This window comes from Streptomyces sp. NPDC060031 (genome assembly GCF_042736805.1).
Lineage (GTDB): Bacteria > Actinomycetota > Actinomycetes > Streptomycetales > Streptomycetaceae > Streptomyces.
In genome coordinates this window covers 1-20,111 of record NZ_JBHWVM010000122.1, presented here as the reverse complement: position 1 = coordinate 20,111, position 20,111 = coordinate 1, and the positions used below count along the sequence as shown (strand labels likewise).

At 71.9% G+C, this 20,111-nt stretch carries 19 protein-coding genes and 1 pseudogene; 11 read left to right on the top strand and 9 right to left on the bottom strand.

What is annotated here, in order from left to right; all coding sequences use genetic code 11:
* A pseudogene (locus ACFWB8_RS33685) lies at positions 1-83 on the top strand (transposase); the annotation flags it as partial.
* A gap of 64 nt (positions 84-147) precedes the next feature.
* On the opposite strand, the gene ACFWB8_RS33680 reads toward ACFWB8_RS33685, so the two are convergent.
* Together ACFWB8_RS33680 and ACFWB8_RS33675 are read right to left on the bottom strand one after the other, a co-directional pair.
* Entirely contained in the window at positions 148-924 is a 777-nt protein-coding gene (locus ACFWB8_RS33680; protein ID WP_385235984.1) for a sulfite exporter TauE/SafE family protein, read from the bottom strand.
* Between the two features lie 450 nt (positions 925-1,374).
* Positions 1,375-2,697 carry a ferric reductase-like transmembrane domain-containing protein gene (locus ACFWB8_RS33675; RefSeq protein WP_385235981.1) on the bottom strand — a complete coding sequence of 441 codons (1,323 nt, stop codon included), beginning with the start codon at positions 2,695-2,697 and terminating at the stop codon, positions 1,375-1,377.
* A 157-nt stretch (positions 2,698-2,854) separates the two neighbouring features.
* Between ACFWB8_RS33675 and ACFWB8_RS33670 the strand changes: the two genes are divergently transcribed.
* From ACFWB8_RS33670 to nirD, 3 genes are read left to right on the top strand one after another with little or no spacing between them, the layout of a single operon-like run.
* Entirely contained in the window at positions 2,855-4,150 is a 1,296-nt protein-coding gene (locus ACFWB8_RS33670) for an NAD(P)/FAD-dependent oxidoreductase (RefSeq protein ID WP_385235978.1), read from the top strand.
* Between the two features lies 1 nt (position 4,151).
* On the top strand, positions 4,152-6,683 hold the full coding sequence (nirB, locus tag ACFWB8_RS33665; protein WP_385235975.1) for a nitrite reductase large subunit NirB: 2,532 nt from the start codon (positions 4,152-4,154) through the stop codon (positions 6,681-6,683).
* Positions 6,680-7,015, top strand: coding sequence for a nitrite reductase small subunit NirD (gene nirD, locus ACFWB8_RS33660; RefSeq protein ID WP_385235972.1), 336 nt, complete (start codon positions 6,680-6,682; stop codon positions 7,013-7,015). The genes nirB and nirD overlap by 4 nt, the downstream gene beginning before the upstream one ends.
* Here the strand turns inward: nirD and ACFWB8_RS33655 are convergent, their stop codons facing one another.
* The 5 genes from ACFWB8_RS33655 to dusB all read right to left on the bottom strand — a co-directional run bounded on the left by ACFWB8_RS33655 (position 7,016) and on the right by dusB (position 13,799).
* Positions 7,016-7,423, bottom strand: a complete 408-nt coding sequence (locus tag ACFWB8_RS33655; protein ID WP_385235969.1) for a VOC family protein — start codon at positions 7,421-7,423, stop codon at positions 7,016-7,018.
* A gap of 108 nt (positions 7,424-7,531) precedes the next feature.
* Positions 7,532-7,996: a group III truncated hemoglobin gene (locus tag ACFWB8_RS33650; RefSeq protein ID WP_385235966.1), complete on the bottom strand. Its 465-nt coding sequence runs from the start codon at positions 7,994-7,996 to the stop codon at positions 7,532-7,534.
* Between the two features lie 134 nt (positions 7,997-8,130).
* The gene (locus ACFWB8_RS33645) at positions 8,131-9,171 is read right to left on the bottom strand and encodes a helix-turn-helix domain-containing protein (protein ID WP_385235963.1); all 1,041 of its coding nucleotides are present in this window, start codon (positions 9,169-9,171) and stop codon (positions 8,131-8,133) included.
* Between the two features lie 401 nt (positions 9,172-9,572).
* Positions 9,573-12,281 (bottom strand): pyruvate, phosphate dikinase, encoded by a 2,709-nt coding sequence (gene ppdK / locus ACFWB8_RS33640; RefSeq protein WP_385235960.1) that lies wholly within the window; start codon positions 12,279-12,281, stop codon positions 9,573-9,575.
* 375 nt (positions 12,282-12,656) lie between these two features.
* Positions 12,657-13,799 (bottom strand): tRNA dihydrouridine synthase DusB, encoded by a 1,143-nt coding sequence (gene dusB, locus ACFWB8_RS33635; RefSeq protein ID WP_385235957.1) that lies wholly within the window; start codon positions 13,797-13,799, stop codon positions 12,657-12,659.
* Positions 13,800-13,863: 64 nt separating this feature from the next.
* Here dusB and ACFWB8_RS33630 point away from each other — a divergent pair, with 64 nt between their 5' ends.
* Positions 13,864-15,318, top strand: a complete 1,455-nt coding sequence (locus tag ACFWB8_RS33630; protein WP_385235954.1) for an MFS transporter — start codon at positions 13,864-13,866, stop codon at positions 15,316-15,318.
* On the opposite strand, the gene ACFWB8_RS33625 is transcribed toward ACFWB8_RS33630, so the two are convergent.
* Positions 15,281-15,571 (bottom strand): hypothetical protein, encoded by a 291-nt coding sequence (locus ACFWB8_RS33625; RefSeq protein WP_385235951.1) that lies wholly within the window; start codon positions 15,569-15,571, stop codon positions 15,281-15,283. The genes ACFWB8_RS33630 and ACFWB8_RS33625 overlap by 38 nt on opposite strands.
* A gap of 96 nt (positions 15,572-15,667) precedes the next feature.
* Positions 15,668-16,123: a MarR family winged helix-turn-helix transcriptional regulator gene (locus tag ACFWB8_RS33620; protein WP_385235948.1), complete on the bottom strand. Its 456-nt coding sequence runs from the start codon at positions 16,121-16,123 to the stop codon at positions 15,668-15,670.
* A 90-nt stretch (positions 16,124-16,213) separates the two neighbouring features.
* Here ACFWB8_RS33620 and ACFWB8_RS33615 point away from each other — a divergent pair, with 90 nt between their 5' ends.
* The 6 genes from ACFWB8_RS33615 (at position 16,214) to ACFWB8_RS33590 (ending at position 20,063) form a co-directional block, all read left to right on the top strand.
* Entirely contained in the window at positions 16,214-16,558 is a 345-nt protein-coding gene (locus tag ACFWB8_RS33615) for a DoxX family protein (protein ID WP_385235945.1), read from the top strand.
* Positions 16,559-16,642: 84 nt separating this feature from the next.
* Positions 16,643-17,068: a polyketide cyclase gene (locus tag ACFWB8_RS33610; RefSeq protein WP_385235942.1), complete on the top strand. Its 426-nt coding sequence runs from the start codon at positions 16,643-16,645 to the stop codon at positions 17,066-17,068.
* Positions 17,068-17,496: a MarR family winged helix-turn-helix transcriptional regulator gene (locus ACFWB8_RS33605; protein WP_385235939.1), complete on the top strand. Its 429-nt coding sequence runs from the start codon at positions 17,068-17,070 to the stop codon at positions 17,494-17,496. Before ACFWB8_RS33610 ends, ACFWB8_RS33605 begins: the two co-directional genes overlap by 1 nt.
* A gap of 72 nt (positions 17,497-17,568) precedes the next feature.
* Complete coding sequence (locus ACFWB8_RS33600) at positions 17,569-18,597, top strand: aldo/keto reductase (protein ID WP_385235936.1); 1,029 nt, start codon at positions 17,569-17,571, stop codon at positions 18,595-18,597.
* A 20-nt stretch (positions 18,598-18,617) separates the two neighbouring features.
* Entirely contained in the window at positions 18,618-19,211 is a 594-nt protein-coding gene (locus ACFWB8_RS33595; protein WP_385235933.1) for a TetR family transcriptional regulator, read from the top strand.
* A gap of 129 nt (positions 19,212-19,340) precedes the next feature.
* Entirely contained in the window at positions 19,341-20,063 is a 723-nt protein-coding gene (locus tag ACFWB8_RS33590) for a VC0807 family protein (RefSeq protein WP_385235930.1), read from the top strand.
* Positions 20,064-20,111 lie beyond the last annotated feature (48 nt).

Here is a 20,111-nt window from a genome sequence, read left to right as displayed (position 1 = left end):
TCCGCCGCTACATCATCTGGCGAAACCGCCACGCCGATGACCGGCGCCTACGCGCCGTCGTCGACAGGGCAAACGTTGCCTGATCCGGCACTAGCTCGCGTCCGGAGCGTGCGCCGGGCAGAACCGCCGCGGCGTCGCGCACGGCCGTCAGCCCCACTGTTCGATGCCGAGCTTGATCACCAGCGCGCCCACCACCGTCAGCAGCACGCCGCGGACGAAGCCGCTGCCCTTCTTCAGCGCCATCCGGGCCCCGACCATGCCGCCGGCCAGGTTGAACACCGCCATCAGCGCGGCCAGCTGCCACAGCACCATGCCCTGGTACGCGAACATCGCGAGCGCCCCGGCGTTGGTGCAGCAGTTGACGATCTTGGCAGTGGCCGAGGCGGTGACCAGGTCGAGGTGGAGCAGTGCGGTGAGGGCGAGCACGAGGAACGTGCCGGTGCCGGGTCCGATGAGGCCGTCGTAGAAGCCGATGCCGAGGCCGGCCAGACCGATCGCGAGCAGCATCCGCTGCCGGCTGACGGGCTCGGTGGAGGGGGCGGTGCCGAAACCGGGCTTGAAGATCACCACGGCCGCCACGATCACGAGCACCACCATGATCAGCGGGCGCAGCGCGTCCTTGCTGATGCCGCCCGCGAGCGCGGCCCCGCCCATGGATCCGGCGAGCGCGGCCAGGCCGATGCGGACGGCGAGCTTCAGGTCCACCGGGGCCTTGCGCGCGTACGTGACTGCCGCGCCCGAGGTGCCGACGATGGCCACCGCCTTGTTGGTGCCGAGGACGGTGGCGGGGTGGGCGTGCGGCAGGCCGAGCAGCAGCGCGGGCAGGAGCAGCAGACCGCCGCCGCCCACCACCGCGTCGATCCAGCCGGCCGCCGCGGCGGCCACGCACAGCACGATGAGCATGGTCGTTGATATGTCAGGCACGGTCACGACCCTATGGAGCGGTTGGGTGCAGCGACCATCAATCCCCGGAAACTTGCGCAAAGGTTGAGCTTTGCCTGGCCGGTGCCCGGTCCGGGGCCACCGGGGCAGCCGGGTCCACGGCCGCCGTCAGCACGCTCGCGGCCACCACGCTGGCCAGCCCCAGCCCGGCCGCCAGCCGCTGCGCGGGCGGTACGCGGGCCAGCGCGGCCTGCCACGGGGACGGCTTGCGGTGCCGCGCGGGGGCGGGGGCGGGGGCAGGCGCAGGGCCCGAGGCCGAGGCGGGCGCGGGTGCGGGCTCGGGCACGGGAGCAGGTGCGGGAGCAGGCACGGGCTCGGGAGCAGGCACGGGCTCGGGAGCAGGCACGGGCACGGGCCCGGCCTCGGGCAGGGCGATGTGCAGTGGGTGACGCATCGGCGCGGGGAACCTCTCGAAGGACGCGGGGCTCGGAATCAGAAGCTGAAGCACTCGGAGTGGATGCGCCCGGCCGGCACCCCGGCCCGCAGCAGCGAGGTCTGCGCCGCCCTCGCCATCCCCGGCGGCCCGCACAGGTACACGTCGTGCTCGGCCAGGTCCGGCACCAGCGCGGCCAGCGCCTGCGGGGCGAGCGGATCTCCCCCAGCCACCGCTGGGAGGTGCCCCCCTGCGGCGCCGGACGGCCCGAGCAGGTAGTGCAGCCCGGCCTGCCGCTCGGCGGCGATCGCCTCCAGCTCGGACCGCAGCACCAGGTGCTCCTCGGCCCCCGCCCGGTAGAGCAGGGTGATCTCCCCCGGCCCGCCGGGCAGCGTCTCGAACAGGGCCCGCATCGGGCTGATCCCCACTCCGCCGGCGATCAGCAGCACCTTCGCGCGGGTGCGCCGGGCGGCGGTGAGCGCCCCGAACGGGCCGGTGGCCAGCACCCGCGTGCCGGGGCGCAGCCGGCGGATCCGGCGGGAGTGGCCGCCGAGGCCCTTCACCGTGATCCGGAGGGTGTTCCCGCGGACCGGCGCGGACAGCGAGAACGGCAGGGCGGTGTGCCACAGCCGCCGCTGGAGGAACCGCCAGCGCAGGAACTGCCCCGGCTGCGCGCGCAGTTCCGCGAGGTGCGCCCCGTACATGACGACGGAGACCACCCCGGGGCCCTCGGCCCGGACCTCCAGGACCCGCAGCGCGTGCCGCGCGGCCTGCCGTACGGGGACCACGGCCCGGTACCAGACGAGCAGGACGGCGACGACGGCGTGGGCGAGCGCCCAGAACCAGGCGACCAGGGTGAGGTCGGGCCCGGCGAGTTGGTGGCCGAAGGCGAGCGCGGCGGCGAGGTAGACGAACAGGTGCACCCCGCGCCAGGTTTCGTGGGAGACGCGACGGCGTACGGACCGGGCGGAGGTGATGCCGACCCCGGCCAGCAGCACGGTCCCGGCGAGGGCGGCGGCCACCGCCGGGTACCCCAGCAGCTCGCGGACGGCACGGACGACGTCGACCCCCTCGTGGACGGCGTACCCGCACAGCGCGAAGAACGCGTGCCCGAAGCAGAGCAGCAGCACGTGGCGGCCGCCGAGCGCGTGCCAGCGGGCGAGGCGGTCCGCGCCCACCCCGTGCTCGACGGCGGGCACCCTGGCCATCAGGAACAGCAGGACGAGCACCCCGTACCCGGCGAGCAGCCCGCTGAGGTGCGCGGCGGTGGCGAACAGCGCGTCGAGCCGGGCCGAGGGCCGTACCTGCGCCGCCCAGAGCAGGGTGACCACCCCCGCCCCGCCGAGCATCCCGCCCCTGACCCGCACCACCGCATCTCGCATGGCGCCCACGCTAAGCGGGCCCCGGGCCCCCGGGGTGATCCTTAAGACGGCCTTGAGGAACGCCTCACCGACGCTTAACCCCGCCGCTGAGGTGGGCGTTCCGCCCGGGTAACAACGCCGATGCGGCGGGGAAACAGCAGGCGCGCACGCTCGTGCCATGACCTCGGAAAAGCGTGTGGTGGTGATCGGCGGCGGCCTCGCGGGCCTTCGGCTCGCGCAGCGGCTCGCCGGAGCCGCGGCGGTGACCGTGCTGGGCGAGGAGCCGCACGTCCCGTACAACCGCGTGCTGCTGGCCGACGTCCTGGCCGGCCGGTACGCACCGGAGGTGGCCGCCCTCCCGGCGCCCGGCCCGGCGCTGCGGCGCGGCGTCCGGGCGGTCCGCATCGACCGGGCCGACCGGGCGGTGCACTGCGACGACGGCAGCACGGAGCGGTACGACACGCTGGTGCTGGCCACCGGATCCAACCCGGTCCTGCCGCCGCTGCGGGGGCTGTTCGAGCCGGACGGGCGGGAACTCCCGGACGGGGTGCACGCGTTTCGCACCATGGACGACTGCCTGGCCCTGTCGGCGGCGGTACGTCCGGGCGTACGGGCGGTGGTGATCGGCGGCGGCCTGCTGGGCGTCTCCGCCGCGCGGGCCCTGGCCGAGCGCGGGGCGCAGGTGGTCCTGGCCCAGCAGGCGGAGCGGCTGCTGGAGCGCCAACTGGACGCGGACTCCTCGGCCTTGCTGCACGCCCACCTGTCCACCCTCGGCGTGGAGATCCACACGGCGTGCCGGGTCCGCGGCCTGACGACTTCACCTGCGGCGCCGCTGCCGGGGGCCGGCCCGGATTCAGCCCCGCCGGCGATTGAGGCGCGGGTCCGGGCAGAGCCCGGGAGGCGGCGCGGCGGGGGCGGCCCCCGGGCGGTCACCGGGGTCGAGTTCGCCGACGGCTACCGGCTCGACGCCGACATCGTGGTGCTCGCCTGCGGCGTGCGCCCCCGCACCGGCCTGGCCAAGGCCGCCGGGATCGAGGTCCGCACCGGCGTCGTGGTCGACGACCGGCTGCGGACGAGCGACCCCCGCATCCACGCCATCGGCGACTGCGCCGAGCACGCCGGCCAGGTGTACGGCCTGGCCGGCCCCGCGCTGGAGCAGGCCGACGCCCTCGCCTCGGTCCTGACCGGAGCCCCCGCGCAGTACACCGGCACCCGCGCCCTCACCCGCCTCACCCTCGGCGGAGCCGACCTCGCCGCCTTCGGCGAGACGACCCCCCGCCCCGGCGACGACGTGGTCCGCCTCGCCGACGCCACCCGCCGCACCTACCGCAAGGTCGTCGTCCGCGGGGACCGCCTCGTCGGCGGCGTACTGCTCGGCGAACTCTCCACCGTGGGCGCCCTCGCCCGCAGCTGGGAGGACGGCGAACCCCTGACCGACCTGTTCCACCTGCTCACCGACGACGGAGGCCACTGACATGACCGAGCCCCTGCCCGCGATCGTGCTCATCGGGCACGGCATGGTCGGCCAGCGCTACCTAGAGGCGCTCGCCGAGCGCGGCGCCACCGCCACGCACCGGATCACCGTGCTCTGCGAGGAGCCCCGGCCCGCCTACGACCGTGTGCACCTCACCTCCTACTTCTCCGGCAGCACCCCCGAGGACCTGTCCATGACGCCCGCCGGCTTCATGGCCGAGCACGGCATCTCCCTCCACCTGGGCGACCCCGCCGAGACCGTCGACCGGCAGGCCCGTACCGTCACCTCCCGCTCCGGGCAGGTGTTCCCGTACGACGTCCTGGTGCTGGCGACCGGCAGCTACCCCTTCGTGCCGCCCGTCCCCGGCAAGGACGCCCCGGGCTGCTTCGTCTACCGCACCATCGAGGACCTCCTCGCGATCGAGGAGTACGCCAAGACCCGCACCCGCGGCGCCGTCGTCGGCGGCGGCCTCCTCGGTCTGGAGGCGGCCGGCGCCCTGCAAGGACTGGGCCTGGCCACCCGCATCGTGGAGTTCGCGCCGCGCCTGATGCCCGCCCAGGTCGACGAGGGCGGCGGCGCGGCCCTGCTGCGCACCATCGAGTCCATGGGCCTGACCGTCCACACCGGGGTCGGCACCCAGGAAGTACTGACGGGAGAGGACGGGTCCGTCAGCGGGATGCGGCTCTCCGACGGCTCCACCGTCGAGAGCGACCTCGTGGTCTTCTCGGCCGGCGTCCGCCCCCGCGACCAGCTCGCCCGCGCCGCCGGCCTGACCGTCGGGGAGCGCGGCGGCATCACCGTCGACTCCCGCTGCCGCACCTCCGACCCGCAGGTCTACGCCATCGGCGAGTGCGCGCTCGCCTCCGACGGCCGCGTCTACGGTCTGGTCGCGCCCGGCTACGAGATGGCCGAGACGGCCGCCGACGACCTGCTGGGCCGGGAGAAGGAGTTCACCGGAGCCGACCTCTCCACCAAGCTCAAGCTGCTCGGCGTGGACGTGGCCTCCTTCGGCGACGCCCACGGAGCCGCCGCCGACAGCCTCGACGTCGTCTACTCCGACTCCCGCTCGGGGGTCTACAAGAAGGTGGTCGTCTCGGCCGAGGGCGTCCTGCTCGGCGGAGTCCTGGTCGGCGACGCGGACTCGTACGGCCTGCTGCGCCCGCTCACCGGCTCCGTCCCGCCCGTCGCCCCCGAGCAGCTGGTCCTGCCCGCCGGCCTCGGGGCGCCCGCCGCCCTGGGCCCGGGTTCGCTGCCGGACACCGCGGTCGTCTGCTCCTGCCACAACGTCACCAAGAAGGCCATCACCGCCTACGAGACCCTGGCCGAGGTCAAGAAGTGCACGAAGGCCGGCACCGGCTGCGGCAGCTGCCTGAAGGTGATCGGCCAGCTGCTGCCGGCCTCCACGGACAAAGGGCTGTGCGGCTGCTTCCCGTTCACGCGCGCCGAGCTCTACGAGATCGTCCGTACCCGTCGGCTGACCTCGTACCGGCAGATCCTCGACGGCCACGGCCGTGCGGAGGCCCGCGGCGGCGACGGCTGCGAGGTCTGCAAGCCCACCGTCGGCTCGATCATCGCCTCCCTCGCGCCCACCCTGGGCGCGAGCGGCTACGTCCTGGACGGTGAACAGGCCGCCCTCCAGGACACCAACGACCACTTCCTCGCGAACCTCCAGCGCAACGGCTCCTACTCGGTCGTCCCCCGCATCCCCGGCGGTGAGATCACCCCGGACAAGCTGATCGTGATCGGTGAGGTGGCCCGCGACTTCGGCCTCTACACGAAGATCACCGGCGGGCAGCGCATCGACCTCTTCGGCGCGAGCGTCGACCAGCTCCCGCGGATCTGGGCCCGGCTGGTGGACGCCGGATTCGAGTCCGGGCACGCGTACGGGAAGGCCCTGCGGACGGTGAAGTCCTGCGTCGGGCAGACCTGGTGCCGCTACGGGGTCCAGGACAGCGTGCGGATGGCCATCGACCTGGAGCTGCGCTACCGGGGCCTGCGCGCCCCGCACAAGCTCAAGTCGGCGGTCTCCGGCTGTGCCCGCGAATGCGCCGAGGCGCAGAGCAAGGACTTCGGCGTCATCGCCACCGCCAGCGGCTGGAACCTCTACGTCGGCGGCAACGGCGGGGCCACCCCGCGCCACGCCGACCTGCTGGCCCAGGACCTGTCGGACGCCGAACTGATCCGGCTCATCGACCGGTTCCTGATGTTCTACATCCGCACCGCCGACCGGCTGGAGCGCACCTCGGCCTGGCTGGAGCGGCTGGAGGGGGGCCTGGCCCACCTGCGGGACGTGGTCGTCCACGATTCGCTCGGACTGTGCGCGGAGCTGGAGTCGCTGATGTCCGACCACGTGGCGCACTACCGCGACGAATGGGCCGAGACGCTCCAGGACCCGGAGCGGCTGCGCCGGTTCGTGTCCTTCGTCAACGCGCCCGGCGCCCCCGATCCGACCGTCAAGTTCGTCCCCGAGCGCGACCAGGTCAAGCCCGACCTGGCCGTCCTGACCCTGGAGCCCGTGGGAGGCACCCGATGACCGTGGAACTGAAGGTGGCGGAGGGATGGCTGACGGTGTGCGAGCTGGCCGTACTGGTCCCCGGGCGCGGGGTGGCGGCGCTGCTGCCCGACGGGAGCCAGGCCGCGGTGTTCGTCGACCGCGCGGGGCGCCCGTACGCGATCGGCAACCAGGACCCCTTCACCGGGGCGCAGGTGCTCTCGCGCGGGCTGGTCGGGTCGGCCGCCGGGCGGCCCTTCGTGGCCTCGCCGCTGCTCAAGCAGCGCTTCGACCTGGAGTCGGGGCGCTGTCTGGACGACGAGGAGGTGGCGGTCCGTACGTATCCGGTGCGGACCGCCGCGACCTCGCGGTGATCAGCCCTGGACCATCGCCGGGTCCATCCACATGATCTCCCAGGTGTGGCCGTCGAGGTCGTCGAAGGCCCGGCCGTACATGACGCCGTGGTCCTGGGCGGGGCGGGGCTCGGTGGCCCCGGCGGCCAGGGCCCCGTCGACGAGCTCATCGACCGCGGCGCGGCTCTCGGCGCTCAGGCAGAGCAGCACCTCGGAGGTCGTGGTCGCGTCGGCGATGGCCTTGTGGGTGAAGTCCTTGTACCGGGCCTCGGTGAGGAACATCGCGACGATGCTCTCGGTGATGGGCATCGAGGCGCAGTTCTCGTCGGTGAACTGGGCGTTGAAGGTGTAACCGAGCTTGCCCCAGAAGGTCTTGGTGGCCTCGAGGTCCTTGACCGGCAGGTTGACGAAGATCATGGTGGAGGACATCTCGGTCCCTCTTCTCTCGTTGTCGTTGCTTTCGAGAGGTAGACCGGGGAGCCCCGGGAAACTCATCGCTCCCCGCGAACTTTTTCTGAGATTTCCCGAAACCGCAGGTCAGGCCGCTACGGAGCGCAGTTGCAGGGCTGCCAGCGGTACGAAGCCCAGCCCGTCCCCGCTCGCCGCCGAGGCATCCTGCCCGGCGAGGCGTTCGTGCAGGGTCAGGGCGATCCGCTCGCCCTGCGCCTTGGCCCGGTCGGCGTTCGGCCCCTGGTGCAGGCCGTCGATGGCGGCCCGCCACAGTTGCACCCAGCGCCCGAAGTCCTCCGCGGTCATGGCCCGCGCGGAGTTCAGCGCGGCGTGCGGGGCGAAGGCGTTGCGCCGGTAGTCGGCGCTGCGGAACAGGGCCCGCTCCCAGAAGTCGGTGATCCGGGGGAGGTGGGCTTCGAGGTCGGTACCGGCGATCTCGGTGAAGAACGGCCCGATCCGCGAGTCGGCGAATGCGGCCGTGTAGAAGCGGCGCAGCACGACGTCGAGGTCGGCGCGGCCGCGAATATCGGCTTCGGCGGCGAAGTGGTTCATTGCTCCACCATCCTCCCCCATGCGGGGCCTCCCCGGGGGAGGAAGTCCCGCAGTCGGCAGGAGGTCACCTCGTGCGGCCCGGACACGGGTGCCTTGCGCGCGGGCCCCCGGCCGGGGCCGGGGGCCCGCGCGGCTTACGAGGCCACCGCTCCGCCCTTGAGCAGCGCGGCCCCCAGGGGCGTGACCGTGTGCAGTACGGCGTTGCCCCGGCGCAGGGTGGTGACCAGGCCCGCCTCGCGCATCACGCAGGCGTGCTGGCTCGCGGAGGCCAGCGAGACCCCGGCCCGGCGGGCCAGTTCGCTGGTGGTGGCGCCGTCGCCGATGGCCCGCAGCACCACCGAGCGGGTGTGCCCGACGAGCTTGCCGAGGGTGCGCTGGCGCTGCTCCTCCGCCGGCCGGGCCGCCTCGCCGCCGGCTGGCGCGGAGGCCAGTTGGGCGGCGGCCGGGTAGACCAGCACCGGCGGGAGTTCCGGGTCGTGCAGGGTCACCGCGGTGCGGCGGCAGAAGAACGACGGCTGGAGCAGCAGCCCGCGCCCCCGCAGCCGTACGTCCCGGTCCACGGGGTAGTCGCACTCCAGCACCGGGGCCCGCCAGCGCAGCATCGGCGGCAGCGAGGCCAGCAGCTCGTCCGCTCCCCCGTCGAGCAGGGCGCGGCCCCGTGCGGCCCGCTCGGCCTCGATCTGGGCCTGGATGTGGGTCCAGTACGGTTCCACGGCCGCCCGGTGGTAGCCGCGCAGCTCGCCCAGCAGCCGGGGCAGGTGCTTGGTCCCGCCGTCCATGAACTCCCGCAGCCTGCTCGGCGGCGGGGCCCCGAAGGCCGCGCCGAAGCCCGTACCGGCGCCCGCGCCCGCACCCGCGCCGACGAGGCCGAGCTCGCGCCGCATGCGCTCGGGACGGATCCCGCGCAGCGCGTCGAGGCCCACGTCCCATCCGTACTGCCCCTCCACGGGGGTCAGGAAATCCGGGAAATAGCCGCGACTGGGTATGAGCGTCCCGAGGAGCCGTGTTTCACCATTCAACCTGCTCCGGGTTTCTGTACGCCATTCACCGAACAACCGGGCGTCACGCCGGTCTCTTAAGCGGTGAAAACTAAGAATCGTTTCCCACAACGCATCGGGACGCCCTGCCATCCGTACGCGTGCCAGGTCCACTCCAGTGAAATGGATACGCAGCACCGAACCCCCACCTGTGCAACCGCAATCCCCCCGCCTCATGAGTATGCATGCCGTCACACGACGTCACCACGCCCTTTCGGCCACAGTTGAAACCCCTTTCGGCGAGGGCGTGACAACCGAAATCCTGTACTCCGCCAGGCACACTCCAGTGCGACCGAAACGCTCCGTGAAGGCCGTGGGGGGCTTTGCGGGGCCTGGCGGTCGGTCGCACCGGGAAGCGCCGACGTGCCCGGCGGATTGGCGGCAGGCGGTGGACGGGTGGGGATCCGTCCACCGCCTGCTGCCGTAAAGATTCGTTGAACGAAAAAGAAATAGGCGCGGCTGCCCTCGGGGGTCAGGGAACCCGGGGGCAGCCGCGGTCTACAGGGCCCGTCGCACGGGCCGGGGGTCAGGGGCAGGGGTCAGCGGCTGTCGCTGCCCTTCGCCTCGGCGGCCGCACGGCCCGCCTCCAGGCGCGCCACCGGAATCCGGAAGGGCGAGCAGGAGACGTAGTCGAGACCGACCTCGTGGAAGAAGTGGACGGACTCGGGGTCGCCGCCGTGCTCACCGCAGACGCCGAGCTTGAGGTCGGGGCGGGTGGCGCGGCCGGCCTGGACCGCGGAGCGGACCAGCGAGCCGACGCCGTCCCTGTCGATGGTCTCGAACGGAGAGACCCCGAAGATGCCCTTCTCCAGGTACGCGGTGAAGAAGCTGGCCTCGACGTCGTCGCGGGAGAAGCCCCACACGGTCTGGGTCAGGTCGTTCGTGCCGAAGGAGAAGAACTGCGCGGCCTCGGCGATCTGGCCGGCGGTCAGGGCGGCGCGCGGCAGCTCGATCATGGTGCCGATGGTCAGCTTGAGGTTCGTGCCGGTGGCGGCCTCGACCTCGGCGATGACCTGGTCGGCCTCGTCGCGGACGATCTCCAGCTCCTGGACGGTGCCGACGAGCGGGACCATGATCTCGGCGCGCGGGTCGCCCTTGGCGTTCTTGCGCTCGGCCGCGGCCTCGGCGATCGCCCGGACCTGCATCTTGAACAGGCCGGGGATGACCAGACCGAGGCGGACGCCGCGCAGACCCAGCATCGGGTTCTGCTCGTGCAGCTTGTGCACGGCCTGGAGCAGGCGCAGGTCGTTCTCGTTCGCGTCCTTGCGGGACTCGGCGAGGGCCACGCGCACCGACAGCTCGGTGATGTCGGGCAGGAACTCGTGCAGCGGCGGGTCGAGCAGGCGCACGGTGACGGGCAGGCCGTCCATCGCCTCGAACAGCTCGACGAAGTCCTTCTTCTGCAGCGGCAGGAGGGCACTGAGTGCCTCCTCGCGCTCGCCGTCGGTGTCCGCGAGGATCAGGCGCTCGACCATCTCGCGGCGCTCGCCGAGGAACATGTGCTCGGTGCGGCACAGGCCGATGCCCTGGGCGCCGAAGCGGCGGGCGCGCAGCGCGTCCTCGGCGTTGTCGGCGTTGGCGCGCACCCGCAGCCGGCGGACGCGGTCCGCGTAGGCCATGATCCGGTGCACGGCGGCGACCAGCTCGTCGGCGTCGTCGGCGCCGGCGTGCATGCGGCCCTCGAAGTACTCGACGACCGGGGACGGTACGACGGGTACCTCACCGAGGTAGACCTTGCCGGTGGAGCCGTCGATGGAGACGACGTCGCCCTCTTCGATGACCGTGTCGCCGACCGTCATGCGGCGGCGCTTGGTGTCGACGTCGAGCTCCTCGGCGCCGCAGACGCAGGTCTTGCCCATGCCGCGGGCGACGACGGCGGCGTGCGAGGTCTTGCCGCCGCGCGAGGTCAGGATGCCCTCGGAGGCGATCATGCCGTCCAGGTCGTCCGGGTTGGTCTCGCGGCGGATCAGGATGACCTTCTCGCCGGAGCGGGACCACTTGACGGCCGTGTACGAGTCGAAGACGGCCTTGCCGACGGCCGCGCCCGGGGAGGCGGCGATGCCGCGGCCGAGCAGCTCGGTCTTGGCGTCCTCGTCGAAGCGGGGGAACATCAGCTGCGCGAGCTGGGCGCCGTTGACGCGCTGGAGCGCCTCGGCCTCGTCGATCAGGCCCTGGTCGACGAGCTGGGTGGCGATGCGGAAGGCGGCACCGGCGGTGCGCTTGCCGACGCGGGTCTGGAGCATCCACAGCTGGCCGCGCTCGATGGTGAACTCGATGTCGCAGAGATCCTTGTAGTGGTTCTCCAGCGTCGTCATGATCGTCATGAGCTGGTCGTACGAGACCTTGTCGATGGCCTCCAGGTCCGCGAGCGGCACGGTGTTGCGGATGCCCGCGACCACGTCCTCGCCCTGGGCGTTCTGGAGGTAGTCGCCGTAGACGCCCGCGTGGCCGCTGGCCGGGTCACGGGTGAAGGCGACGCCGGTTCCCGAGTCGGGACCGAGGTTGCCGAAGACCATGGAGCAGATGTTGACCGCGGTGCCCAGGTCGCTCGGGATGCGCTCCTGGCGGCGGTAGAGCTTGGCGCGGTCGGTGTTCCACGAGTTGAAGACGGCCTCGACGGCGAGGTCCATCTGCTCGCGGGCGTCCTGCGGGAACGCGCGGCCGGCTTCCTTGGCCACGATCTTCTTGAAGCGCGTGACCAGCTTCTTCAGGTCGGCGGCGTCGAGGTCGGTGTCGACGGTGACCTTCTTGGCGGCCTTGGCCTCTTCGAGGGCGTCCTCGAAGAGCTCGCCCTCGACGCCGAGGACGGTCTTGCCGAACATCTGGATGAGGCGGCGGTACGAGTCCCACGCGAAGCGCTCGTCACCGGCCTGGGCGGCGAGGCCCTTCACGGACGCGTCGGAGAGGCCGATGTTGAGGACGGTGTCCATCATGCCCGGCATCGAGAACTTGGCGCCGGAGCGCACGGAGACCAGCAGCGGGTCGTCCGACTGGCCGAGCTTCTTGCCCATCTTCGCCTCGAGGGCGGCGAGGTGCGCGCTGACCTCGTCGCGCAGCTCGGCCGGGGCCTCGCCGCTGCCGAGGTAGACCTTGCAGGCCTCGGTGGTGATGGTGAAGCCGGGAGGGACCGGCAGACCCAGGTTGGTCATCTCGGCGAGGTTGGCTCCCTTGCCGCCGAGAAGGTCCTTGAGGTCGCGGTTGCCCTCGGTGAAGTCGTAGACGAACTTCTGATCTTTGTTTTCCGACACGGGTCTCGACTCCTCGAGGCTCGGTGGCTGCCCTGACGGCCAGGAACATACCCAGATCAAAGGCTTATGGGTACGTCCACTTGGTCGTCATGAGGCTGTAACCACCCGTGCGCCAGGACATCGAAAGTAACTGGCGGGTAGCCGGAACCTCCGAAGAGCGTTCAGGTCCCGAAAGGTAAGGGCGCTCTTGAGGCTTGAATCCGCTCGGATGAGCGATCATCGATATATTTGCGTTCAAGTCTTGAACGCACAAAGGGTGGCACCCAGTGCCACCCTTTGAAAGTCTTACCCGTGATTTTCGCGCTCATCTGAGCGCAACCCCACCCATGCGTGGCGTATGTCACGCCGCCGATGGCACGTTTTGCCGGCGCTTTCTCAGCCCCCGGACGTGTCGAGTTCGGCTTCCTCGCCCACGCCCGCGCAGTCGTAGGGATCCTTCAACCAGCCCTCGGGCAGGACAACCCGGTTGTTTCCGGACGTACGGCCCCGCGGGCCGTCCGCACTCTCGGGCCACGCCTGGTCCAGGTCCAGCTCGCTCAGATGAGCGTCCAGCTCGGCCAGGGAGGAGGTGATGGCCAGTTTCTTGCGCATCTCCGAACCCACCGAGAAACCCTTGAGGTACCAGGCCACGTGCTTACGGAAGTCGATCACCCCGCGCGCCTCGTCACCGATCCACCCGCCCAGCAGTTCGGCGTGCCGGTGCATGGTCGCCGCGACCTCGCGCAGCGTCGGCTTGTGGAAGTCCTCGGGGCGGCCCTCGAAGGCCGCCACCAGGTCGTTGAACAGCCACGGCCGCCCCAGGCAGCCGCGCCCCACGACCACGCCGTCACAGCCGGTCTCGCGGACCATGCGCAGCGCGTCCTCGGCGCACCAGATGTCGCCGTTGCCGAGCACCGGGATCTCCGGCACGTGCTCCTTGAGCCGCGCGATGGCGTCCCAGTCGGCCGTGCCGCCGTAGTGCTGGGCGGTGGTGCGCCCGTGCAGCGCGATGGCGGTGACGCCCTCCTCGACGGCGATCCGGCCGGCGTCGAGGTAGGTGAGGTGGTCGTCGTTGATGCCCTTGCGCATCTTCATCGTCACCGGGAGGTCGCCGGCCCCGGCGACGGCCTCGCGAAGGATCGCGCGCAGCAGGTTCCGCTTGTACGGGAGGGCCGAGCCGCCGCCCTTGCGCGTGACCTTGGGGACCGGGCAGCCGAAGTTGAGGTCGATGTGGTCGGCGCGGTCCTCCTCGACGATCATCCGGACCGCCTTGCCGACCGTCACGGGGTCGACTCCGTACAGCTGGATCGAGCGGGGCTTCTCGGCCTCGTCGAAGTGGATCAGCTGCATGGTCTTCTCGTTGCGCTCGACCAGGGCGCGGGTCGTGATCATCTCGCTCACGAACAGCCCCTTGCCGCCCGAGAACTCGCGGCACAGGGTACGGAACGGGGCATTGGTGATGCCGGCCATGGGCGCGAGCACCACCGGGGGCTGCACGGTGTGCGGGCCGATCGCGAGCGGCGGAGGAAGCGTGGTCATTCCACCATTGTGGCTCAGTCGCGCCTCACCGCACATTTCTTTAGTTAGCCGTACTATCGGCTACATGCACGACTTGAGCCGGCGGCGGCGCATGCTCGTACTGGCGATCTGCTGCATGAGCCTGCTCCTCGTCAGCCTCGACAACACCGTCCTGAACGTCGCCCTCCCGGCGATGCGCCGCGACTTGAACGCCTCCGTCGCCGGAATGCAGTGGACGATCGACGCGTACACGCTGGTCCTGGCCTCGCTGCTGATACTGGCGGGCTCCACGGCGGACCGGATCGGCCGCCGCAAGGTCTTCAGCGTGGGCCTCGTCCTCTTCACGGCCGGCTCGCTGCTGTGCTCGCTCGCGCCCAGCCTGGGATGGCTGGTCACCTTCCGGATGATCCAGGCGGTGGGCGGATCCATGCTCAACCCCGTCGCCATGTCGCTCATCACCAACACCTTCACCGACCCCCGCGAGCGCGCCCGCGCCATCGGCGTGTGGGGCGCGGTGGTCGGCGTCTCCATGGCCGCCGGCCCGCTGATCGGCGGGCTGCTGGTGGACTCGGTCGGCTGGCGGTCCATCTTCTGGGTCAACCTTCCCGTCGGCCTCGCCGCCCTCGTGCTGACCCTGCGCTACGTCCCCGAGTCGCGGGCCGACCGCCCCCGCCGGCCGGATCCGGTCGGGCAGCTGCTGGTCATGGCGGTGCTCGGTTCGGTGACGTACGGGATCATCGAGGCCCCGGCGGCCGGCTGGCACTCCCCGCTGATCCTGGGCTGCGCGGCTGTCGCCGTGGCCTCCCTGGCCGGGCTGCTGGTGTACGAGCCGCGGCGGGCGCAGCCGCTGATCGACCCGCGGTTCTTCCGCAGCGCCCCCTTCAGCGGGGCGACGGTGATCGCGGTGGGCGCCTTCGCCGCACTGTCCGGCTTCCTCTTCCTGAACACCCTGTACCTCCAGGACGTACGGGGGCTGGACGCCCTGGACGCCGGGCTCTACATGCTGCCGATGGCGGCGCTGACCGGCCTGTGCGCCCCGCTGTCGGGGCGGCTGGTGGGCAGCCGGGGGCCGCGGCTGCCGCTGGTGGTCGCGGGGGTGGCCTTGGGAGCGAGCGGGCTGCTGTTCGCGGCGTTCTCGGCGGAGGCCTCCACGCCGCTGATGTTCGCCGGGTACGTGCTCTTCGGCCTGGGCTTCGGGATGGTCAACGCCCCGATCACCAACACCGCGGTCTCCGGGATGCCCCGCGCCCAGGCGGGGGTCGCGGCGGCCATCGCCTCCACCAGCCGGCAGACCGGCGGGATGCTGGGCGTCGCGGTGATCGGCGCGGTCCTGGCGGCCGGGACGGCGGGCGGCGGCGACTTCGTGGCGGCGACCCGGCCCGCCTGGTGGATCATCACCGGGTGCGGGCTGCTCGTCCTGGTCGTGGGCTTCGCCACCAGCGGCCGGTGGGCGCACGGGACGGCCCTGCGCACGGCCGCCGCCCTGGAGCCGGAGCCGGTGCTCAGCCCCGCGTCGGCCGGCGCTCCCCCGCGCGTTTGACGATCCGGTCCCCGACGCGGAAGGCCGCCCAGGTGCGGCCGTCCACCAGGTACGAGGTCTCGGCGCCGGTCTCGTCGCGTACGTGGAGCCACAGATCGCTGCGGCTGCCGACGGTGAGCGGAACGCTCCTCGTGCCCCGGGCGACGACCACGCCCTCGTAGGTCTCGGCCGACTCGCGCCGGGCCGTCGCGGCCACGGCCGAGGCCAGCGCCAGGACGATCCACGCGCAGAGCACCCAGAACAGGATCCACACGGCTCCCACCCCCCGGGGTCGATTCTCCGGCCGCGGGGCCGGGAGCGGTATCCCCCTGACGGGGCGTCCCGGCTGTTCCTGCTTCTTTCCTGGCGGCTATTCCTGGCAGTCGAAGTCGTCGGCGTGCGTGTCGATGCGGGCCAGGAGTCCGCGCAGTACGCCCTGCTCCTGGTCGGAGAGCCCGGAGAACAGGCCGAGTTCGACCGCGTCCAGCGCCGCGTTGGTCTTGCCGAGGACGGCGGACCCGGCGTCGGTGATGGCCACGTTGTGGCGGCGGCGGTCGGCGGGGTCCCGGCGGCGGTCGGCCAGGCCGTCGCGCTCGAGGTCGTTGAGGATCCCGACGAGCACGCTCGGGTCCACCTCCAGCCGCTCGGCGAGCGCCCGCTGGCTGATGGGGCCGCCTTCCAGGTGCATGAGCGTCATCGCGTGGCGCGGGGTGAGCCCGGCCGCGCTGAGCGCCTTCCTCATCCGGGTCTGCGTGACCGCGCCGTGCCAGGCCAGCAGCAGGCCCAGCCGCTGCGGCGGGTGCGAGGAGTCCTGAGGCGCCGTCATGCACACATCGTAACAACCGTGGAATGATTGCGATCAGACAATCGTTGATGGTATTCAATGATTTCAAGCCATCGACTGTTGGAGCTCCTCATGTTCATTGCCCATGCCGTCGTCGCCGGCCTGCTCGCCCTGACCCTCGCCGCGTCCGCGACCTTCACGCTCCAGCGCAACGAAGCGATCGTGGCGAGCATGCGGAAGGTGGACGTGCCCGACTCCTGGCTGCCGCGCCTGGGCGCCCTCAAGGCCGCGGGGGCCGTCGGCCTGGTCGCGGGCCTGTGGCTGGCTCCACTGGGCACGGCCGCCGCCGTCGGGGTGACCCTCTACTTCATCGGCGCGATCGTCACCCACCTGCGCGCCAAGAACTTCGAACTCGCCCCGGCGGCCACCCTCGCCCTGATGGCGGCGGCAGCCCTGGCCCTGCGCCTGGCGGCGTAGCGCCGCGCGGGGACGCCCCTTCACTGGACAGATAGTCTGCGCAGAGATAATCTCTGCACAGATCTTCTAGTGAAGGGGCCCCTCATGTGGGTTTACGAGCACAGCCTGGAAACCACCGCCGCGCCCGAGGCGATCTGGCACCTGTGGACCGATGTCGAGAACTGGGGCACCTGGAACGCCGACATCGAGAAGATCGAGCTCCGCGGCCCGTTCGCGGCCGGCAGCGAGATCACGATGACCCCGGCCGGCCAGGACCCGGTGGAGCTGCGCATCGCCGAGGTGGCCGAGGGCGAGTCGTTCGTCGACGAGGCACGCTTCGACGGCCTGGTGCTGCGCACGGCGCACCGGATCGAGCGGCTCGACGGGACCGCCGCGGCGGCCGTCCGGGTCGTGTACCGGATGGAGATCACCGGCGCCGGAGCCGAGGAGATGGGCCCGCGGATCGGCCCCGCGATCACCGCCGACTGGCCCGAGACCATGGCCGCGCTGGTCCGGGGAGCGCAGGGCTGATGGCCCTGGCGCCCGGAGAGAGTCCCGGATTCCTGCTCTGGCACGCCACGCTGCGCTGGCAGCGCGACATCGCCGCAGCCCTGGCGCCGCTGGGCCTCACCCACGTGCAGTTCGTGCTCCTCGCCTGCACCTGGTGGCTCAACGGCCAGGGCGAGCACCCCAATCAGCAGGCCCTGGCCCGCCAGGCCGGCACCGACGTGAAGATGACCTCCCAGGTGGTGCGGACCCTGGAGGACAAGGGGCTCGTCGCCCGCGAGGTCGACCCGGCCGACACCCGCGCCAAGCGGCTGCGCGTCACCGGAGCCGGCGCCGAACTGGCCCCGCGCGCCGTCGCGGCCGTCGAGGGCGTCGACGCGCGGTTCTTCGGGCCGGTGCCCGTCGACGAGGCGGTGGCCCTGCTCGGCCGCCTGGCCCATCCCGAGGACTGACCCCGGCCGCCCCTCTCACGCTGACGAGTGACAGATATTGAAATCTGTCACTCGTCATGCCATTCTCTTCCCATGACGACGCACGAGAGCACCTACGCCACCACCCGCCGCCTCGGCTCCACCGGCCCCTCCGTCTTTCCGCTCGGGCTGGGCTGCATGGGCATGTCCGCGCTGTACGGCGAGGCCGACCGGGCCGAGTCCCTCGCCACCATCCATGCCGCCCTGGACGCCGGGCTCACGCTTCTGGACACCGGCGACTTCTACGGCATGGGCCACAACGAACTACTGATCAACGAGGCGCTGCGCACCGCGCCCGCGGCGGCCCGGGACAAGGCGCTGACCAGCGTGAAGTTCGGCGCGCTGCGGACGGTCGAGGGCGGCTTCACCGGGTATGACGGCCGGCCCGAGGCCGTCAGGAACTTCCTCGCCTACTCGCTCCAGCGCCTCGGCCGGGACCACATCGACATCTACCGGATCGCCCGCGTCGACCCGGACGTGCCGATCGAGGAGACCGTCGGCGCCATCGCCGAGGCCGTCCAGGCCGGGCACGTCCGCCACATCGGCCTCTCCGAGGTCGGCGCGGACACCCTGCGCCGGGCCGCCGCGGTGGCGCCGATCGCGGACCTCCAGATCGAGTACTCGCTGATCTCGCGCGGCATCGAGGCGGACATCCTGCCGACCGCCCGTGAGCTCGGCATAGGCATCACGGCGTACGGGGTGCTTTCCCGCGGCCTGATCAGCGGCCACTTCACCCGCGAGCGGACGCTGGCCCCGGGGGACTTCCGCGGCATGAGCCCGCGCTTCCAGGGCGACAATCTGCACCGGAACCTCGACCTGGTCGACGCGCTGCGCAAGGTCGCCGAGAACAAGGGCGTGAGCGTCGCGCAGACCGCCATCGCCTGGGTGCTCTCCCGCGGCGAGGACATCGTGCCGCTGATCGGCGCCCGCCGCCGCGACCGGCTCACCGAGGCGCTGGGCGCCCTGGACACGGAGCTGACCGCCGCCGACCTCGCCGCCATCGAGGCGGCGATACCGGCCGGGGCGGCAGCCGGCGATCGGTACCCGGCGGCGCAGATGGCCCACCTCGACAGCGAGCGCTGAGCTGGCGGTACGGTCATCTCATGCCCCCCGCTGCTGGCGAACCCCTGACACCCGAGCGCATCCTCGAGACCACCGAGGAGGTGCTGCGCCGCTTCGGCCCCACCAAGGCGACCGTGGTGGACGTGGCGCGCGCCCTGGGCGTCAGTCACGGCAGCGTGTACCGGCACTTCCCGTCGAAGGCGGCGCTGCGCGAGGCCGTCACGGACCGCTGGCTCGCCAAGAGCGTCGTCATGCTGGAGGAGATCGCCTCGGCTCCCACCGGGACGGCCCCCTCCAAGCTGGAGGCGTGGCTGGAGGCGCTCTTCGACGCCAAGCGGCGCAAGGCGGGTGCCGACCCGGAGCTGTTCGCGACGTACACCGTGCTGCTCGCCGAGAACAGCGGTGTGGTGGACCGCCACCTGACCGAGCTGATCGACCAGTTGGCCCGGATCATCGCCGAGGGGGTCGCCGCCGGCTCGATCAGCGCGTCCGACGTGCCGTTGGCCGCCCGGGCGGTCTTCGATGCCACCGGCCGATTCCACGACCCGCAGTACGCGGCCGACTGGTCCTCGCCCACCATCCACACGGAGTTCGAGGCGGTCACCACCCTGGTGATCCGGGGCCTGCGCGCCTGAACCGCCCCCGTCCGGAACCATTCAGTCCGGACGGCTTGGCGAGCATTTGACCCGCCCGGCTTGTTCCTGCCGTCAGCATGTCCTTACGGTCCCCCTACCGCACTCATCAGGCATGTTCCAGGGGGAACCTTGTCCGTCCAAGACGCACCACTCGCCCGACCCGCACCTCCCGCCCGCTCCGGCGCCGCCACGGCCCTCGGCTGGATCCTGACCATCGGCCTCAACGTGGTCGCGCCGATCATCACGTACAACACGCTCGTCGACGACCACGGCTGGAGCGAGTTCTCGGCGCTGCTCCTCAGCAGCGCCTGGCCGGTGCTCGACAGTGCCGTCAGCGTGGCCTGGCGGCGCAAGCTCGACGAATTCGCCATCGTGACCCTGGTGTTCCTGGTGATCACGGCCGTGGTCTCGCTCGTCGGCGCGCACTCGGCCCGCGCCCTGCTCATCAAGGACTCCGGCGTGACCGGGCTGTTCGGGCTGCTGTGCCTGGCCACCCTGCTCGCGCCGCGGCCGCTGATGTTCTACTTCGGCCGCAAGTTCGCCACCGACGGCACTGCGCGGAGCACCGCCTGGTGGAACGGCCTGTGGCAGTACGAAGGCTTCCGGACGACCCTGACCCGTATGACGCTGGTGTGGGGCGTCGCGTACGTCACGGAAGCCCTCGTCCGCATCGCCCTGGCCTACACGCTGAACACCAAGACCATGGTGACGCTCAGCCCGATCATGATCTACGGCGTGCTCGGCGCGCTCGGCCTGTGGACCGCCCTGTACGGAAGGCGTTCCCAGGCCGAGGGTGAACGCCGCGCCGCCCAGGCCGGGTCCGAAGCCGCGGCTGCGACTGCCGCCGCCTGATCCGGACCGCCCCACGAAAAGACCGGTGGCCCGGTGCGCAGTGCGCAC

Excerpts from the sequence above, each read along its gene's own strand:
- ACFWB8_RS33650 (WP_385235966.1), bottom strand. The coding sequence starts at position 7,996 with ATGAACCACTTCGCCGCCGAAGCCGATATTCGCGGCCGCGCCGACCTC.
- dusB (WP_385235957.1), bottom strand. The coding sequence starts at position 13,799 with ATGACCACGCTTCCTCCGCCGCTCGCGATCGGCCCGCACACCGTGCAG.
- nirD (WP_385235972.1), top strand. The coding sequence starts at position 6,680 with ATGACCGTGGAACTGAAGGTGGCGGAGGGATGGCTGACGGTGTGCGAG.
- ACFWB8_RS33595 (WP_385235933.1), top strand. The coding sequence starts at position 18,618 with ATGCCCCCCGCTGCTGGCGAACCCCTGACACCCGAGCGCATCCTCGAG.
- ACFWB8_RS33615 (WP_385235945.1), top strand. The coding sequence starts at position 16,214 with ATGTTCATTGCCCATGCCGTCGTCGCCGGCCTGCTCGCCCTGACCCTC.
- ACFWB8_RS33610 (WP_385235942.1), top strand. The coding sequence starts at position 16,643 with ATGTGGGTTTACGAGCACAGCCTGGAAACCACCGCCGCGCCCGAGGCG.
- ACFWB8_RS33600 (WP_385235936.1), top strand. The coding sequence starts at position 17,569 with ATGACGACGCACGAGAGCACCTACGCCACCACCCGCCGCCTCGGCTCC.
- ACFWB8_RS33675 (WP_385235981.1), bottom strand. The coding sequence starts at position 2,697 with ATGCGAGATGCGGTGGTGCGGGTCAGGGGCGGGATGCTCGGCGGGGCG.
- nirB (WP_385235975.1), top strand. The coding sequence starts at position 4,152 with ATGACCGAGCCCCTGCCCGCGATCGTGCTCATCGGGCACGGCATGGTC.
- ACFWB8_RS33670 (WP_385235978.1), top strand. The coding sequence starts at position 2,855 with ATGACCTCGGAAAAGCGTGTGGTGGTGATCGGCGGCGGCCTCGCGGGC.
- ACFWB8_RS33620 (WP_385235948.1), bottom strand. The coding sequence starts at position 16,123 with ATGACGGCGCCTCAGGACTCCTCGCACCCGCCGCAGCGGCTGGGCCTG.
- ACFWB8_RS33630 (WP_385235954.1), top strand. The coding sequence starts at position 13,864 with ATGCACGACTTGAGCCGGCGGCGGCGCATGCTCGTACTGGCGATCTGC.
- ACFWB8_RS33655 (WP_385235969.1), bottom strand. The coding sequence starts at position 7,423 with ATGTCCTCCACCATGATCTTCGTCAACCTGCCGGTCAAGGACCTCGAG.
- ACFWB8_RS33605 (WP_385235939.1), top strand. The coding sequence starts at position 17,068 with ATGGCCCTGGCGCCCGGAGAGAGTCCCGGATTCCTGCTCTGGCACGCC.